This window comes from Aminobacter sp. 01T433, assembly GCF_056398585.1.
On sequence record NZ_JBFTPR010000007.1, the window covers coordinates 181388 to 196046 of the forward strand.

The 14659-nt window shown below is 63.1% G+C and carries 17 protein-coding genes; 12 read left to right on the top strand and 5 right to left on the bottom strand.

Annotated features, from left to right (window positions below; translation table 11 throughout):
* Positions 1–104: 104 nt before the first annotated feature.
* From AC1DLV_RS14460 to AC1DLV_RS14470, 3 genes are all read left to right on the top strand, one after another.
* Positions 105–1043, top strand: a complete 939-nt coding sequence (locus AC1DLV_RS14460; protein WP_476800815.1) for an L-threonylcarbamoyladenylate synthase — start codon at positions 105–107, stop codon at positions 1041–1043.
* A gap of 16 nt (positions 1044–1059) precedes the next feature.
* Positions 1060–2490, top strand: a complete 1431-nt coding sequence (locus AC1DLV_RS14465; protein ID WP_476800615.1) for an FAD-binding oxidoreductase — start codon at positions 1060–1062, stop codon at positions 2488–2490.
* A 168-nt stretch (positions 2491–2658) separates the two neighbouring features.
* The gene (locus AC1DLV_RS14470) at positions 2659–3225 is read left to right on the top strand and encodes a DUF6101 family protein (protein WP_476800616.1); all 567 of its coding nucleotides are present in this window, start codon (positions 2659–2661) and stop codon (positions 3223–3225) included.
* A gap of 6 nt (positions 3226–3231) precedes the next feature.
* Here the strand turns inward: AC1DLV_RS14470 and ubiA are convergent, their stop codons facing one another.
* The gene (ubiA, locus tag AC1DLV_RS14475) at positions 3232–4215 is read right to left on the bottom strand and encodes a 4-hydroxybenzoate octaprenyltransferase (RefSeq protein WP_476800617.1); all 984 of its coding nucleotides are present in this window, start codon (positions 4213–4215) and stop codon (positions 3232–3234) included.
* A gap of 103 nt (positions 4216–4318) precedes the next feature.
* Here ubiA and AC1DLV_RS14480 point away from each other — a divergent pair, with 103 nt between their 5' ends.
* The 3 genes from AC1DLV_RS14480 (at position 4319) to purD (ending at position 6196) form a co-directional block, all read left to right on the top strand.
* Entirely contained in the window at positions 4319–4573 is a 255-nt protein-coding gene (locus tag AC1DLV_RS14480) for a type II toxin-antitoxin system Phd/YefM family antitoxin (RefSeq protein WP_476800618.1), read from the top strand.
* Positions 4570–4842, top strand: a complete 273-nt coding sequence (locus AC1DLV_RS14485; protein ID WP_476800619.1) for a Txe/YoeB family addiction module toxin — start codon at positions 4570–4572, stop codon at positions 4840–4842. The genes AC1DLV_RS14480 and AC1DLV_RS14485 overlap by 4 nt, the downstream gene beginning before the upstream one ends.
* Positions 4843–4918: 76 nt before the next feature.
* Positions 4919–6196 (top strand): phosphoribosylamine--glycine ligase, encoded by a 1278-nt coding sequence (purD, locus tag AC1DLV_RS14490; protein WP_476800620.1) that lies wholly within the window; start codon positions 4919–4921, stop codon positions 6194–6196.
* Here purD and AC1DLV_RS14495 read toward each other — a convergent pair.
* Complete coding sequence (locus AC1DLV_RS14495; protein ID WP_476800621.1) at positions 6193–7350, bottom strand: glycoside hydrolase family 25 protein; 1158 nt, start codon at positions 7348–7350, stop codon at positions 6193–6195. The genes purD and AC1DLV_RS14495 overlap by 4 nt on opposite strands.
* A gap of 99 nt (positions 7351–7449) precedes the next feature.
* Positions 7450–7665, bottom strand: coding sequence for a hypothetical protein (locus tag AC1DLV_RS14500; protein ID WP_476781898.1), 216 nt, complete (start codon positions 7663–7665; stop codon positions 7450–7452).
* Between the two features lie 180 nt (positions 7666–7845).
* Between AC1DLV_RS14500 and AC1DLV_RS14505 the strand changes: the two genes are divergently transcribed.
* Positions 7846–9624 (top strand): acyl-CoA dehydrogenase, encoded by a 1779-nt coding sequence (locus AC1DLV_RS14505; protein ID WP_476800622.1) that lies wholly within the window; start codon positions 7846–7848, stop codon positions 9622–9624.
* Between the two features lie 25 nt (positions 9625–9649).
* Positions 9650–10402, top strand: coding sequence for a crotonase/enoyl-CoA hydratase family protein (locus AC1DLV_RS14510; protein ID WP_476800623.1), 753 nt, complete (start codon positions 9650–9652; stop codon positions 10400–10402).
* Between the two features lie 35 nt (positions 10403–10437).
* On the opposite strand, the gene pdxH is transcribed toward AC1DLV_RS14510, so the two are convergent.
* Positions 10438–11055: a pyridoxamine 5'-phosphate oxidase gene (gene pdxH / locus AC1DLV_RS14515; RefSeq protein WP_476800624.1), complete on the bottom strand. Its 618-nt coding sequence runs from the start codon at positions 11053–11055 to the stop codon at positions 10438–10440.
* A gap of 42 nt (positions 11056–11097) precedes the next feature.
* Between pdxH and AC1DLV_RS14520 the strand changes: the two genes are divergently transcribed.
* The 4 genes from AC1DLV_RS14520 to AC1DLV_RS14535 all read left to right on the top strand — a co-directional run bounded on the left by AC1DLV_RS14520 (position 11098) and on the right by AC1DLV_RS14535 (position 14134).
* Positions 11098–11562 (top strand): RT0821/Lpp0805 family surface protein, encoded by a 465-nt coding sequence (locus AC1DLV_RS14520; RefSeq protein WP_476800625.1) that lies wholly within the window; start codon positions 11098–11100, stop codon positions 11560–11562.
* Positions 11563–11651: 89 nt separating this feature from the next.
* On the top strand, positions 11652–12593 hold the full coding sequence (locus tag AC1DLV_RS14525; RefSeq protein WP_476800626.1) for a DnaJ C-terminal domain-containing protein: 942 nt from the start codon (positions 11652–11654) through the stop codon (positions 12591–12593).
* Between the two features lie 115 nt (positions 12594–12708).
* Positions 12709–13527 (top strand): enoyl-ACP reductase FabI, encoded by an 819-nt coding sequence (gene fabI, locus AC1DLV_RS14530; protein WP_476800627.1) that lies wholly within the window; start codon positions 12709–12711, stop codon positions 13525–13527.
* 19 nt (positions 13528–13546) lie between these two features.
* Complete coding sequence (locus AC1DLV_RS14535) at positions 13547–14134, top strand: histidine phosphatase family protein (protein ID WP_476800628.1); 588 nt, start codon at positions 13547–13549, stop codon at positions 14132–14134.
* Between the two features lie 18 nt (positions 14135–14152).
* On the opposite strand, the gene AC1DLV_RS14540 is transcribed toward AC1DLV_RS14535, so the two are convergent.
* Positions 14153–14401, bottom strand: a complete 249-nt coding sequence (locus AC1DLV_RS14540) for a DUF1344 domain-containing protein (protein ID WP_476784276.1) — start codon at positions 14399–14401, stop codon at positions 14153–14155.
* Positions 14402–14659: the final 258 nt, after the last annotated feature.

Sequence of the window (14659 nt, forward strand, 5' to 3'; positions counted from 1 at the left end):
GAAATCTTGGCCGCCGCGCCTTGTCGCACCTTCTGATGCGGGCTAGGGACGGGCATGCAACTGGAAGCTATGACGTGGCGGAACTGATCGCAGCGGACAAGGCGATGGATCGGGCGCTGGCGCTGCTTGGCGCGGGCGAGGTCGTCGCCATACCGACCGAGACCGTCTATGGCCTCGCCGGCGACGCCACCGATGGCGAAGCGGTCGCGCGCATCTTCGAAGCCAAGGGCAGGCCGCGTTTCAACCCGCTGATCGCCCATGTCGCCGACATGGCCATGGCCGAACGCATCGGCGTGTTCGATCCGCTGTCGCGCAAGCTTGCCGAAAAATTCTGGCCGGGGCCGTTGACGCTTGTGGTGCCGCTACGTGCCGGTTCGGGCATCCACCCTCTGGTCACAGCCGGGCTCGACACGATTGCACTGCGCATGCCCAAGGGCTTTGGCGGCACGTTGATCGCCAAGCTCGGGCGGCCGCTGGCGGCACCCAGCGCCAACAGCTCGGGCAAGATCAGCGCGACCAGCGGCGAGGCGGTGGCGAACGACCTTGGCGGACGCATCCCGCTTGTCGTCGATGGCGGCGCGACGCCGGTTGGCCTCGAGTCGACGATCGTCAAGGTCGAGGATGGCCGGGTGCGGCTGCTGCGTCCGGGCGGTGTTCCCGCAGGCGAAATCGAGGCGGTGACTGGCGCCCCGCTGCTGCGCGGCGTGACCGCCGGCATCGAAGCGCCGGGCATGCTGGCCTCGCATTATGCGCCGGGTGCCCAGATGCGGCTCAATGCCGAGCGTATCCAGGCAGGCGAGGCGCTGTTGGGCTTCGGGCCCCATCGCGCCGAGGGCTGGCAGCAGGCGCGCGCGTTCCTCAATCTGTCCGAAGCGGGCGACCTGCGCGAAGCGGCGACGAACCTGTTTGCGCACCTTCAAGCGCTCGACCGCAGCGGTGCTGAACTGATTGCCGTCGAGCCGATACCGTTCGACGAGCTTGGCGAAGCGATCAACGACAGGCTGGCGCGGGCAGCAGCACCGCGTGACATTCCCCACATCTGAATTTAGCTTTCATCACATGACCCAGAATCTTCCCGGCCTTGACCCCGCGCTTGCCGAGCGCTTTGCTGCCATCGTCGGCGACCGATACGCGGTTCGCTCGGACACCGACATCGAACCTTACGTGCACGAGCCGCGCGGGCTGTTTACCGGCGCGACCTCTCTGGTGCTGCGTCCGGGCAATGTGGAGGAGGTGAGCGCGATCATGAAGCTCGCCACCGAGACCCGCACGCCGATCGTGCCGCAGGGCGGCAATACCGGCCTTGTCGGCGGCCAGGTGCCTGATCGTTCGGGCGGCCAGATAGTGCTGTCGCTGTCGCGGCTCAACCGCATCCGCGAGATCGATCCGGTGTCCAATACGGTGATCGCCGAAGCCGGCGTCGTGCTCGATGTGCTGCACAAGGCGGCCGATGAGGTCGACAGGCTCTATCCCTTGTCGCTGGCGTCGCAGGGCTCGTGCCAGATCGGCGGCAATTTGTCGTCCAATGCCGGCGGCACCGGCGTCGTGGCCTATGGCAATGCGCGTGAACTGTGCCTTGGCGTCGAGGTGGTGCTGCCCACCGGCGAGGTGCTCGACGACCTGCGCAAGCTCAAGAAGGACAACACCGGCTACGACCTCAAGAACCTGTTCGTCGGTGCCGAAGGCACGCTCGGCGTCATTACTGCTGCCGTGCTCAAGCTTTATCCCAAGCCCAAGGGCCGGGAGGTTGCCTGGGTCGGCCTGTCGTCGCCCGAGGCAGCGCTTGCGCTGTTCGACCGTGCCCAGGACCTTGCCGGCACCGCACTGACGGCCTTCGAGCTGATCGGGCATCTGCCGATGGAATTTGCCATGCGCCACATTCCCGATGCGCGCCCGCCGCTGGAAGGCGACTGGCCCTGGCAGGTGCTGATGGAAATCTCGTCGGGCCGCTCGGCCGAGGACGCGCGCACGCTGATCGAGGATATCCTTTCAGCCGGTTTCGAGGCGGAACAGGTTGGCGATGCGGCGATTGCCGCAAGCGTCGGCCAGGCCAACGAGTTCTGGCGCCTGCGCGAAATGTTGCCCGAAACGCAAAAGGCGGAAGGTGCATCGATCAAGCATGACATTTCGGTGCCGATCGCCAGCATCCCTGATTTCATCGAACAAGGCGCGGTCGCTGTCGCCAGCGTCTGCCCTGAAGCACGGGTGGTCTGCTTCGGCCACATGGGCGACGGCAATCTGCACTATAACATCTCCCAGCCTGTCGGCATGGACGGTGGCGCGTTCCTCGCGCTGTACCGCCAGATGAACAAGGCGGTTCATGACGTGGTGCGTTCCATGAATGGTTCGATCTCGGCCGAGCACGGCATCGGCCAACTCAAGCGCGACGAGCTGATCGCCACCGCACCGCCCATCGCCATCGAGCTGATGCGCCGGGTCAAGTCGGCGTTCGATCCTGCCGGCATCATGAACCCCGGCAAGACGATTTGAACGTCTCTGGTGGCATTCCGATAACCATCGGAGAGATCAGCAAAATTTAACCCAATTTCTTAAGCGGGGCGGTAAGGACCCCCCGCTAGTGTCCTTCCCAACGAGACCGGGAAAACTGGTCCGGAGAGACCGGAAACCGGCTCTCAGGAGATAACAGGAAGGCACAATATGAACACCGGACTGAAGCCAGTCTGGGCGGGACGCAACATGCGCCTCGACCCGTTCCGCTTGCCGCAGAAGGTCAGCTACACCACGCGTGATGACCTTGGCGACGTCACATTCACGATCGACCACCGCGGCGCGGTGATCCGCCGCGTGCTGGCGCAAAGCGGGCTGCCCGCCGCCATCGCACTGCCGGCGCGCGCTTTTCGTGGTGTCGCTGCGCGTGCGATGGAAGACCAGGATCTCAACGTCACGGTGACGCTGGAACTGCTGCACAACGATCCGATGCTTTCGGTGCCGCTTCTGGTCGCCGACGATCTCGAGGATGTAGCCGCCGACTGGCGCGCCTGGGCTGATTTCTACAACCTGCCGATGCTGCTGATCGAGGCGGACGGCGTTGCTCGCACGCTGGAAGAGTCGCTCGGGGCGGCGATCAAGACAATGCCGCCACAGGAACGCCGCAAGGGCCGCGTGTCGCGCATGCGCCGTCCGCGTTTTCTCGCCCGCCGCAAGTCGGGTGAACTGGGAGTTCGGCTCGTTATCGACGGCGAAGAGATCATCGCCCGGGCATGACGCGTACTAGATCAGCGGCTTCAGCGCCACCCAGGCCCCGCCGCAGACCAGACCGATGAAGATGATCCAGCCAATCTGGCCGTTCGACCTGAACAGCCTGAGACACTGGTCTGGATCGTCGATGTCGAGCGTGATGATCTGCCTTGCCATATGTGCACCGGCGGCGACCAGGCCGGCGAGTGCGGGCATCGGCACCTGTGCGATGGCAAAGGCTGTGGCAAACAGCATCAGTGCGCCGGCGTAGAGCCCGACCAGCCAAGACTTGGTGTTTTCGCCGAAGAAGCGCGCGGTCGATTTCACGCCGACCAGCGCGTCGTCTTCCTTGTCCTGGTGGGCGTAGATCGTGTCATAGCCGATCACCCACATGATCGAGCCGAAATAGAGCAGCACGGCCGGGCCGTCGATGTCGCCGAACTCGGCCGCCCAGCCCATCAGCGCGCCCCACGAAAAGGCAAGGCCAAGCACGAACTGCGGCCAGTTGGTGATGCGCTTCATGAACGGGTAGATCGCAACGACAGCCAGTGACGAGATGCCGAGCAGGACGGTGAAGCTGTTGAACTGCAACAGCACCAAAAGCCCGACAAGTGCCTGCAGCACCAGGAACACCCACGCCTGACGGCGGCTGACCTGGCCGGAGGGAAGCGGGCGCGAACGCGTGCGCTCGACCTGGGCGTCGATACCCTCGTCGACGATGTCGTTGTAGGTGCAGCCGGCACCGCGCATGGCGATGGCGCCGACAAGGAAGAGGGCCAGGAACCATGGCGAGGGCAACAGCGAGATCAGGCTGTCGCCGGGCCGCGCGAAAGCGCTTGCCGCCATGGCCGCCGACCACCAGCAAGGCCACAACAAAAGCACCCAGCCAATCGGCCTGTCCCAGCGCGCGAGCTGTGCATAGGGCCATAGCCCGCGCGGCAAGGCGCGGTAGACCCAGTGTCGGGTTGGGGCATCAGCGACCCGGCCCTGGCCGGCTTTTGATTGGATCTGTTCCATCCGATGGGAGTGCCAGCGGCGCGAGCGGGCGTCAAGCGGGCTTCGGCTTGCTTCCAGATGTCTGTACATATATACGTACAGAGACGAGATCGAGGAGGTCGACATGGCCTACGTTACGCTTACCGAGTTGCGCGCCAACATGGCCAAGCATTTCGACAAGCTCGAGGAAGATCGGACGGAGCTGATAGTCACCCGTCAAAACCATGAGCCTGTGGTGGTGGTTCCCCTTTCCGAGTGGGAGGGGATGAAGGAGACCCTTTACCTTCTCAGCAACCCTGCCAATGCGGAAAGATTGCTGAAGTCCATCGAGGATGCCAATGCCGGCAAGCTCGAAGAGCATGAACTGATCGAGCCGTGAAGCTTCTGTGGACTGCGAGAGGTTGGGAAGACTACCTCTACTGGCAGGGCACTGATGCAAAGATGCTGGCCCGCATCAACGAGATGATCCGGGATGCGCGACGTAGTCCGTTCAGCGGGATCGGCAAGCCCGAGCCCCTGCGCAATGAGATGTCAAGCTGGTGGTCGCGACGGATCAACCATGAGCATCGGTTGGTCTATCGCGTTACGGGTTCAGGAGACACGCAGGCGCTGGAAGTTGCAGCTTGCCGATTTCATTACGCACGATAGCGCCGTTTCGCTTGACCTCAACCGCCTCGGCCACTAGCGGGTGCATCACGTCTAGCATTGGCAAGAGGTCACTGGTATGAACATCCTGCTCATCGGCTCCGGCGGCCGCGAACACGCGCTGGCCTGGAAACTTGCGGCGTCGCCGATGCTGACCAAGCTTTATGCCGCGCCTGGCAACCCGGGCATCGCGCAGGAAGCTGACCTGGTGGCGCTCAACATAGCCGACCATGCCGCGGTCGCTACCTTCTGCAAGGACAAGAGCATCGACCTCGTCGTGGTTGGTCCTGAGGGCCCACTGGTGGCGGGTATTGGCGATGATCTGCGCGCCCAGGGCATCCGTGTCTTCGGCCCGTCGGGCAAGGCTGCCCAGCTCGAGGGCTCGAAAGGCTTCACAAAGGATCTTTGCGCCCGCTACGACATTCCGACGGCCGCCTATGGCCGGTTCGACAATGCCGCCGATGCTAGGGCCTACGTTAAAAAGATGGGCGCGCCGATCGTCATCAAGGCCGACGGCCTCGCCGCCGGCAAGGGCGTGACGGTGGCGATGACGCTGGACGAGGCACTGGAAGCTGTCGACGCTTGCTTTGAAGGCGCGTTCGGCGGTGCTGGTGCTTCGGTGGTCGTCGAAGAATTCATGACCGGCGAGGAGGCGAGCTTCTTTTGCCTGTGCGACGGCAAGACCGCATTGCCGTTCGGCACAGCGCAGGACCACAAGCGCGTCGGCGATGGCGATGTCGGGCCCAATACCGGCGGCATGGGTGCCTACTCGCCCGCTTCGGTGATGACGCCTGAGCTGATCGAACAGACGGTGCGCGAGATCATCGAGCCGACGATGCGCGGCATGGCCGAAATGGGCGCGCCTTTTGCCGGCGTCTTGTTCGCCGGACTAATGTTGACCGACAAGGGGCCGAAGCTGATCGAATACAACACCCGCTTCGGCGATCCCGAATGCCAGGTGTTGATGATGCGGCTCAAGGAAGACCTTCTCGTGCTGCTCAATGCCGCCGCCGATGGCCAATTGGCGCATGTATCGGCGCGCTGGCGCGACGAGGCGGCCCTTACGGTTGTGATGGCGGCCAAGGGCTATCCCGGCACGCCGGAAAAGGGTTCGGTCATCTCAGGCATCGGGAGGGCCGAGGCCTCCGGTGCCCAGGTGTTCCACGCCGGCACAGCGATTAAGGATGGCCAGATCGTCGCCAACGGGGGGCGTGTGTTGAACGTCACCGCGACCGGCGGCAACGTCGGTGAAGCGCAGCAAAAGGCCTATGCGGCGGTGGATCTGCTCGATTGGCCGGAGGGCTTTTGCCGCCGCGACATCGGCTGGCGCGCCGTGGAGCGCGAACAGCAGGCTTAGCGTCCAGCGCTGTCCAGTTCGGTGGAAGCCGTGGCGACCGGATCGAACTCGGCCTTGCTGCTTGCACGCAGGCGCTGGTCGAGCTTGGCAGCGGCATATTCCGCCATGCCATTGGCGTAGCGGCTGTCGGGAGCCTTGATCGCCGGCAGGGCGCCAAGAACAGCCTTGTTCCAGCTCGACCGCAGCGTTTCGGCGAGAAGATCAAGCCGCACCGGATAGGCGACTGAGGCATAGGTGATGCGGCTTTCGCCCTTGAGGCCTTGATCGCGTGCGATCGGGACCGGCACATTGACCATGAATTCGTCGGTCGTCTCGATCAGCTGGCCAAATGGCCAGGCCTTGCGCAAACCTTCCGCGTCCATCGGCGCGACATTGACGTCGATGTCATTAGGCGTGCCGGCGACGCGGTAGGGGCAGCGGCGGATGCCGCAATTGGCCTGCGACGAGAATTGCCACAGCGAATAACCCTGCCAGTTGCCTTTCGGGAAATGGATGCCGATCTCGGGCTTGTAGCGCGCATACCACAGCGGCAGGCGCGACAAGAGCTGGTAGCGGTAGCGATTGTCGGCGATGTAACGCGAAGTCGTGCCGTTGGTGTAGAGGATCGGGTAGCGGCCGGTGCGCTGAAAGATGCGGCGCACGAACAGTTCGGCGTCCTCCAGCGACATCCACTTTGTCGGGTCGTTGTCCTCGATGTCGACGGCCATCAGGTCGTCGGGGCCGGGCTCGGCGAAGTCGAGGAAGTTGTCGGCCTGCTCGATCGGATTGCCGGGACGGGCGAGGTGGTAGGCGCCCCATTTGAGGCCAAGCGCCTTGGCGACCACCTTGCGCGTCTGGAACAGCTCGCGGGCGACCGCATGGCGTTTCCACAGCGCCTTGCACAGCTTGTAGGCTGTTTCATCGCCTGAACAGGCGTAGGGCGGCGGCAAGCCGTCCGAGGCCTTGTTGATGAAGCCGACGATGCGTTTGTCGCCCGACAGCTTCTGCCAGTCGATGGAGTTGTATTCGTAGGCGTCGATGACCAGCGCGCGGTCGACCTTCTTCCACGGTTCGGAGAAGTCGGATGCTTGGGCTGTCGCTGGAAGGTGGAATGTCCACGCGGCGGTGAGCGCTGCGAGCGCAAGACCGTGAAGCTTAAACGCCAGTCCCCTCAAAGGCGATCCTCGGTGACGAGCCGATGGTGAACCGTCATGGTTAAGGAAATGCTGATAAAGCTCCACCGCCCCTAGGTTGAAAGCGACAGCGATGGGGTTTCACTCAAACGGATCAGGCGCTGGCGTGGTCGGCAATGTGCCTTCCGCCGCGCGCTTGCGATGGTGCGCGAGCGAGCATTTCGGCGAACACAGGATGCCGCGATCGGTCCAGTAGGCGGCGCCGTCCTCGATCTTGCCGCCGTGATACCAAAAGCCTTCGGAACGGTAGGGCAGGCCGCATTCGATGCAGCTATAGGCGTCGGGCCGGGCGAGCATGGTCATTCCTCTTGATTTCGCGTCTTCTACCAACCTGAGACTTTGGTGGAAAGTGCGGCCAAAAATTTGACGTTTACGTAAAAAGTCACTTCCCCTCGCCGAAAGAACGCGGCTAGTGTGCATGCCAGGCGGTGGTGAGGCCGCGACAGCAGTTCATCAGGTCAGGCAGGAGGAAGCGTCATGTATCGCGCCCCGGTGGAAGAGATAGCTTTTGCGCTGAAGCATGTCGCGGGCCTCAAGGCCGCGCTCGACGCCGGCACCTTCGGCGACCTTGGCGAAGACCTGATTGACGCCATCCTGGGCGAGGCCGGGCGCTTCGCCTCCGAAGAGGTGGCGCCGCTCTACAAGGTCGGCGACCGGACCGGCGCCAAGCTCAAGAACGCGGCGGTGACCACGCCGCCCGGCTGGAAAGAACTCTACAAACATTGGACCGAAGGCGGCTGGAACAGCCTGAACGGCCCTGAAGAATATGGCGGGCAGGGCCTACCGACCATGATGGGGGTTGCCGCCCTTGAAATGTGGAACTCGGCCTCGATGGCCTTCGGCATCGGCCCGACTCTGTCCATGGGGGCGGTCGAGGCGCTGGAAAAGCACGCCTCCGAGGAGCTGAAGGCAGCCTATCTCGCCAAGCTCGTCTCTGGCGAATGGATGGGCACCATGAACCTGACCGAGCCGCAAGCCGGTTCGGACCTTGCCGCCTTGCGCACCCGTGCCGAACGGGCCGGCGACGGCACTTACCGAATCTTCGGCCAGAAGATTTTCATCACCTATGGCGAGCATGATTTTACCGACAACATCGTTCATCTGGTGCTGGCGCGGTTGCCGGATGCACCGGCAGGCACGCGCGGCATTTCGCTGTTTTTGGTGCCAAAATTCCTGCTCAATGACGACGGCACCCCGGGCGCGCGCAACGACGTGTTCTGCTCGGGTATCGAGGAAAAGCTCGGCATCCACGCCTCGCCAACCTGCACGATGATTTATGGCGACGGTTTTGCCAAGGATCGCGAGCCGGGTGCGGTTGGCTGGCTGATCGGCGAGGAGCATCGCGGCCTCGCCTGCATGTTCACCATGATGAACAATGCGAGGCTGCTGGTCGGTATCCAGGGCGTGGCCATTGCCGAGACCGCGTTCCAAAAGGCGCTTGCCTATGCCAACGACCGGCGCCAGGGCAAGGCATCGTCCTACAAGGGCGAGGGCATGGCACCGATCGTCCATCACCCCGATGTGCAGCGCAATCTGCTGACCATGAAGGCGCTGACCCAGACCGCGCGTGCGATTGCCTATTCCTGCGCGCACGCCATCGACATGGCCCGGGTTTCGGAGGGTGCCGACAAGGCGCATTGGCAGGACCGTGCCAATCTGTTGACCCCGGTTGCGAAAGCCTTTGCCACCGATGTCGGTGTCGACGTCGCGTCGCTCGGCGTGCAGATCCATGGCGGCATGGGGTTCATCGAAGAGACCGGTGCCGCAGCCCTACTGCGCGACGCCCGCATCGCTCCGATCTATGAAGGCACCAACGGCATCCAGGCGATCGACCTGGTGACCCGCAAGCTGCCGCTCGGCGGCGGCGAGCATGTATTCGGCTACATCGGGGAGCTGGATGGTGTTGGCATCGCGGTGGCTGCGATGAATAGCGAAGCCTATGGCCGTACCGCGCTCAATCTCGACCAGGCGCTGGACGATTTGCAAGACGCTACGCGCGATCTGCAAATCAAGCTCAGCGACGGCCGAACGGACGATGCGCTGGCCGGGGCCACGCCATATCTCAGGCTGTTCGCGCTGGTGGCAGGCGGCGCCTATCTGGCGCGCGCGGCCCTTGCCAGCGGCGATCAGAACCGCATCGCCCTTTGCCGGTTCTTTGCCGAAAACCTGCTAGGCGAGACGGGGGCACTGAAGGACCGCATCACCGGTGGCGCGGGCAGCCTTGCCGCTGCCGCCACGGCGCTGATTTCGGCGTGACATCTGGGACGAGGACGAGACCAAAGTGAGCGACCACATTCTCATCGAGCGGCAAGACGCCGTGCAGATCATCCGGATGAACCGTCCGGACAAGAAGAACGCCATCACGCGCGCCATGTATGCCGAGATGGCGGCTGCACTTGCCGCGGGCGATGCCGACCCGACCGTGCGCTGCCATGTCTTCCTTGGCGTGCCGGGCGCGTTTTCGTCCGGCAACGACCTCGCCGATTTCATGGTGATCGCGACTGGTGGCGAAGGCGGCGGCGAGGTGTGGGATTTCCTGCTGGCAATCGCCAAGACCGAAAAGCCTGTCATCTCTGGTGTCGACGGCATCGCCGTTGGCATCGGCACGACCATCAACCTGCATTGCGACCTGACCTTCGCCACGCCGCGCACAGTGTTCCGCACTCCTTTCGTAGATCTCGGCCTCGTGCCCGAAGCGGGCTCCAGCCTGCTTGCGCCGCAGGTGCTTGGCCACCAGGGCGCCTTTGCGTTGCTCGGGCTCGGCGAGGGCTTTCCGGCCGAACGCGCCTTGGCCGCAGGACTGATCTACAAGGTTGTCGCCGAAGACGAGTTGGAGGCGGCAACACTTGCCGCCGCCCGCGAGATCGCAGCCAAGCCGCCGCAAGCGCTGAAGATCGCCCGCGACCTGATGCGTGGCGACCGCTCGGAGCTTGTCGAGCGCATCGAGGAAGAAGGCGCGCATTTCCGTGCTCGGCTCAAGTCTGACGAAGCAAAAGCCGCGCTCGTCGCCTTCATGTCGCGCAAGAAAGGCTGAACGTTACCCTTCCCCCGCAGGGGAAGGTAAAGCCCTTACGGATAGAGCCGGTCCTTGTCCCAGCCGCCTTCTTCGTTGCGGCTGAAGACGACACGGTCGTGCAGCCTAAACGGGCGGTCGTGCCAGAATTCGATCTGGCTCGGCACGATGCGGAAGCCTGACCAGTGCGGCGGGCGCGGGATTTCGCCGATGGCGTGGCGGGCAGTGTATTCAGCCACCGCCTTTTCCAGCGCGAATCGGCTTTCGAGCGGGCGTGACTGTTTCGATGCCCAGGCGCCGATTCGGCTGCCGCGCGGGCGGGTGGCGAAATACTCGTCGGCCTCGGCGTCGGTGACGATTTCCACAGGACCGCGCACCCGAACCTGACGGCGCAGCGATTTCCAGTGGAAGCACATGGCCGCCTTCATCGTCGCCAGGATCTCGCGGCCCTTAGCGCTTTCGAAATTTGTGTAGAAGACAAAGCCCTGTTCGTCGAAACCCTTGAGCAGCACCATGCGCACGTCGGGCAGCCCATCGGTGTCGACAGTCGCGAGTGCGAGCGCAGTGGGATCGTTCGGCTCGCTGGCCGTCGCATCCTTGAGCCACGCGGCAAAAAGCCGGAATGGCTCAGCACTCTCCGTGAAGTCACCGCTTGTTAACTCTGTGTCCGTCATAGCTTTTACTCGATCTGCCATTTCCGACCGGGAGAATGCCTATTGTCGCGCTTCGCGCAAGCCTTTGAGGGCCATTGCCTCCCACAATTCGGGTTCCGATCCTTCAAGGTGGTGCTGCTGCTTAGCCTGACGACGATCAGCGCCTGTGGTGCTGGCGGCTTCAGCCTTGATAAGGCGGAGGTGGATCGCAGCCTGGTGACCAGCAAGATCCCCGACGACGTGAACCGTACCACCGATGCGAATCGGCTGGCCGATGAGACAACGATCCGCAACGCGGTTTCGTCCGCCGACGTCGCCGAGCTGAAGGGGCAGGCGATTCCCTGGGCCAACGCCGATACCGGTTCGCGCGGCGCGATCAGCGCGCTGGTGGAGAGCACCGAGCGCGGCGTGTTGTGTCGGGAGTTCGCTGTTTCGCGCGAAAGCTTTGACGGCGTCAGGCTGTTCAAGGGCGAAGTTTGTGCCGCCGGTGCTGGTGCCTGGCAGATGCTGGCATTCGAACCTGTCTGACGATCAAGGCACTTCCGCCTCTGGAATTTCTTCCTAGCCAAGCGCATATAGGGAGGAACCAACCCTTTTCTCTGTTTATGGAATGAGACATGCGCGACCCCTATGAGGTGCTGGGCGTTGCCAAGAACGCCTCGGCCAAGGACATAAAAGCGGCTTACCGCAAGCTCGCCAAGAAGCATCACCCGGATCAGAACCCTGACGATCCGAAGGCAAAGGAACGCTTTTCCGCGGCCAACCAGGCCTACGAGATTCTCGGCGACGAGAAGAAGAAGGCAGCCTTCGACAGCGGCGAGATCGACGCCGAGGGCAAGCAGCGCTTCCATGGCTTTGAAGGCGCTGCGGGTGGCGATCCCTACAGCGGTTTCCGCCGGCAGCAGGCCGGACCTGGCGGCTCGCGATTCGAATTCCGCTCCGGTGGCCCGGGCGGCCAATCGTTCGATGCCGGTGACATATTCAGCCAGATTTTCGGCGATTCCTTCAGCCAGCGCGGTACTGGTCCCGGTGCCGGCGCAGGCATGGGTGGCGGACAGCGCGCCCAGCCGGGCGCCGACGTCAATGTCACCCTCGATGTGACCATCGAGGAAGCCGCGACCGCGCCAAAGGTCACCGCGATGTTCCCCGATGGCCGCAAGCTGGCGGTCAAGCTGCCGGAATATGTCGAGGACGGCCAGACGATCAGGCTCAAGGGCCAGGGCGAGCAGGGTTTTGGTGGTGCCGGTGACGCGCTGGTCAAGATCAGGTTCCGCCGTCATCCGCGCTACCGTGTCGAGGGCCGGGACCTGCATGCCGACCTGCCGGTTCAGCTTCACGACGCCGTGCTCGGCGCCAAGCTTGCAGTGGAAACGCCGACGGGGCGCATTGCCGTCAAGGTGCCGGCCTGGTCCAGTTCGGACAAGGTCTTGCGTATCAAGGGGCGCGGCCTGCCTGAAAAGGCGGGCGGCCACGGCGACATGTATGCTCATGTCCGCGTGATGCTGCCTGAAGGCGGCGATGCGGCACTCGAAGAGCTGATGCGCAAGTCCAACGGCTGAAAGCAGGCAGGCGCGACGTCGCCGCTCGATATGTGGCGGCGTATCAACGCTTGAAGCTGCAGATTGCCTATGCGATAGGCTCTCCCAAACAAATCATGCATTGGAGTGCGCTCACATGGCGGGTGGACAGGGCCTGATGGCCGGCAAGCGCGGCCTTATTCTTGGCGTCGCCAACAACAGATCGATTGCCTGGGGCATTGCCAAGGCTTGCGCCGACCAGGGCGCGGAATTGGCGTTCACCTATCAGGGCGATGCGCTGAAGAAGCGCGTCGAGCCGCTGGCCGCCGAAATCGGCGCTTTTGTCTGCGGCCATTGCGACGTCACCGACATGGCGACCGTCGACGCCTGCTTCGAGACGCTGGAAAAGAAGTGGGGCAAGCTCGACTTCGTCGTCCACGCCATCGGCTTCTCCGACAAGGATGAGTTGACTGGCCGCTACGTCGACACCAGCCACGGCAACTTCCTGCGCACCATGGATATCTCGGTCTATTCCTTCACGGCGATCGCCCAGCGCGCCGAGAAGCTGATGACCGATGGCGGTTCGCTTTTGACCATGACCTATTACGGCGCCGAAAAGGTGATGCCAAACTACAACGTCATGGGCGTGGCCAAGGCAGCGCTTGAGGCCAGCGTCAAATATCTCGCCGTTGATCTCGGCCCGAAGAATATCCGCGTCAACGCCATCTCGGCCGGCCCGATCAAGACGCTTGCCGCGTCCGGTATCGACGACTTCCGCTACATCTTGAAGTGGAACGAGTACAACGCGCCGCTGCGTCGTACCGTTTCGATCGAGGAGGTTGGCGACGCCGGGCTCTATTTCCTGTCGCATCTGTCGCGCGGTGTCACTGGCGAAGTGCATCATGTCGATTCCGGCTACCACGTCGTCGGCATGAAGGCTGTCGATGCGCCCGATATCGCTGCCGTGAAGGACTGACCTCGCGCCCCAGCCTCACATGACCCCGCTCATCTATTTCGTGCGCCATGGCCAGACGCCCTGGAACGCTGAGCAGCGTCTGCAGGGCCAGGCCGACATCGACATCAATGCGCTCGGGCGCGAGCAGGCCGACCGCAATGGTCGTAGGCTCGCCGAGCTTGTTCCCAATCCCGAGGCTTTCGATTTCGTGGCAAGCCCGATGCGGCGTACCCGCGAGACGATGGAGCGCGTGCGAACTGCGATGGGGCTCGATCCCTTGGCTTATCGCACTGACGCACGGCTCATCGAAGTGAATTTCGGCGATTGGCAGGGCTTCACCTTCGCCGAGCTCGAAGCCCGCGAACCGGGCGTGAGCGCTGCGCGGCAACTGGACAAGTGGGATTTCGTGCCGCCGGGCAAGGATGCGGAGAGCTATGAAATGCTCACCTGCCGTATTCGTCCCTGGCTTGCGGAGGTTGCGCGACCGACGGTCTGCGTGACCCATGGCGGTGTCTTGCGCGCGATCTTCAGGCTTGTCGAAGACCTGCCCAAAAACAAAGCCGCGGTCCTGGAGACACCCCAAGACCGCGTGCTGAAAGTGGAAAACGGCCGCCTGGAATGGCTCTAGCGGCCGCGAATTTCGCGTTTACTGCGGCAGTTCCATGTCGGTGATCAGGTTTTCGCCTTCGACCACGTCATAGGCCAGCAGGATTTCCATGCCCGGCTTGATGTTGTCGACATCGAACTCGCCCGGCAGCTTGTAGGTCTTGCCGTTGTCGAGCGTGATGATCGATTTTTCCTTGTCGACCGACTTGACCTGACCTTCGGCTTCGGCGGCCAGTGCTGCGCCTGACATCATGAGCACGGCGGCAACGGCGCCAATAAGGGTACGCATTGTCGTCCTCTTTTTCTCTGCGCCCCGCAAAGCGCGAGGCAAAACATACGGGGCGGTCGGAAGGAAGCAGAAACCAACCGAATGTGTCAAAACTAAATCGGCTCCGATCACAGTTTGACCACCGCTAAAATGGCCAATGGGGCGCTGCGCGCCTCAAAGGACATGCAGGCGCGCTCCATCACGTTGAATCGGCGCATCGTCCTTTGTCGAAAAGGAATTTTACTTTTCGAGGTCATGCGCTAGAACGCGGCCATACCC

What these genes read in the sequence shown, in the direction of transcription:
- AC1DLV_RS14460 (WP_476800815.1), top strand. Translation starts at nt 105, where the DNA reads ATGGATCGGGCGCTGGCGCTGCTTGGCGCGGGCGAGGTCGTCGCCATA.
- AC1DLV_RS14465 (WP_476800615.1), top strand. Translation starts at nt 1,060, where the DNA reads ATGACCCAGAATCTTCCCGGCCTTGACCCCGCGCTTGCCGAGCGCTTT.
- AC1DLV_RS14470 (WP_476800616.1), top strand. Translation starts at nt 2,659, where the DNA reads ATGAACACCGGACTGAAGCCAGTCTGGGCGGGACGCAACATGCGCCTC.
- ubiA (WP_476800617.1), bottom strand. Translation starts at nt 4,215, where the DNA reads ATGGAACAGATCCAATCAAAAGCCGGCCAGGGCCGGGTCGCTGATGCC.
- AC1DLV_RS14480 (WP_476800618.1), top strand. Translation starts at nt 4,319, where the DNA reads ATGGCCTACGTTACGCTTACCGAGTTGCGCGCCAACATGGCCAAGCAT.
- purD (WP_476800620.1), top strand. Translation starts at nt 4,919, where the DNA reads ATGAACATCCTGCTCATCGGCTCCGGCGGCCGCGAACACGCGCTGGCC.
- AC1DLV_RS14500 (WP_476781898.1), bottom strand. Translation starts at nt 7,665, where the DNA reads ATGCTCGCCCGGCCCGACGCCTATAGCTGCATCGAATGCGGCCTGCCC.
- AC1DLV_RS14505 (WP_476800622.1), top strand. Translation starts at nt 7,846, where the DNA reads ATGTATCGCGCCCCGGTGGAAGAGATAGCTTTTGCGCTGAAGCATGTC.
- pdxH (WP_476800624.1), bottom strand. Translation starts at nt 11,055, where the DNA reads ATGACGGACACAGAGTTAACAAGCGGTGACTTCACGGAGAGTGCTGAG.
- AC1DLV_RS14525 (WP_476800626.1), top strand. Translation starts at nt 11,652, where the DNA reads ATGCGCGACCCCTATGAGGTGCTGGGCGTTGCCAAGAACGCCTCGGCC.
- fabI (WP_476800627.1), top strand. Translation starts at nt 12,709, where the DNA reads ATGGCGGGTGGACAGGGCCTGATGGCCGGCAAGCGCGGCCTTATTCTT.
- AC1DLV_RS14535 (WP_476800628.1), top strand. Translation starts at nt 13,547, where the DNA reads ATGACCCCGCTCATCTATTTCGTGCGCCATGGCCAGACGCCCTGGAAC.
- AC1DLV_RS14540 (WP_476784276.1), bottom strand. Translation starts at nt 14,401, where the DNA reads ATGCGTACCCTTATTGGCGCCGTTGCCGCCGTGCTCATGATGTCAGGC.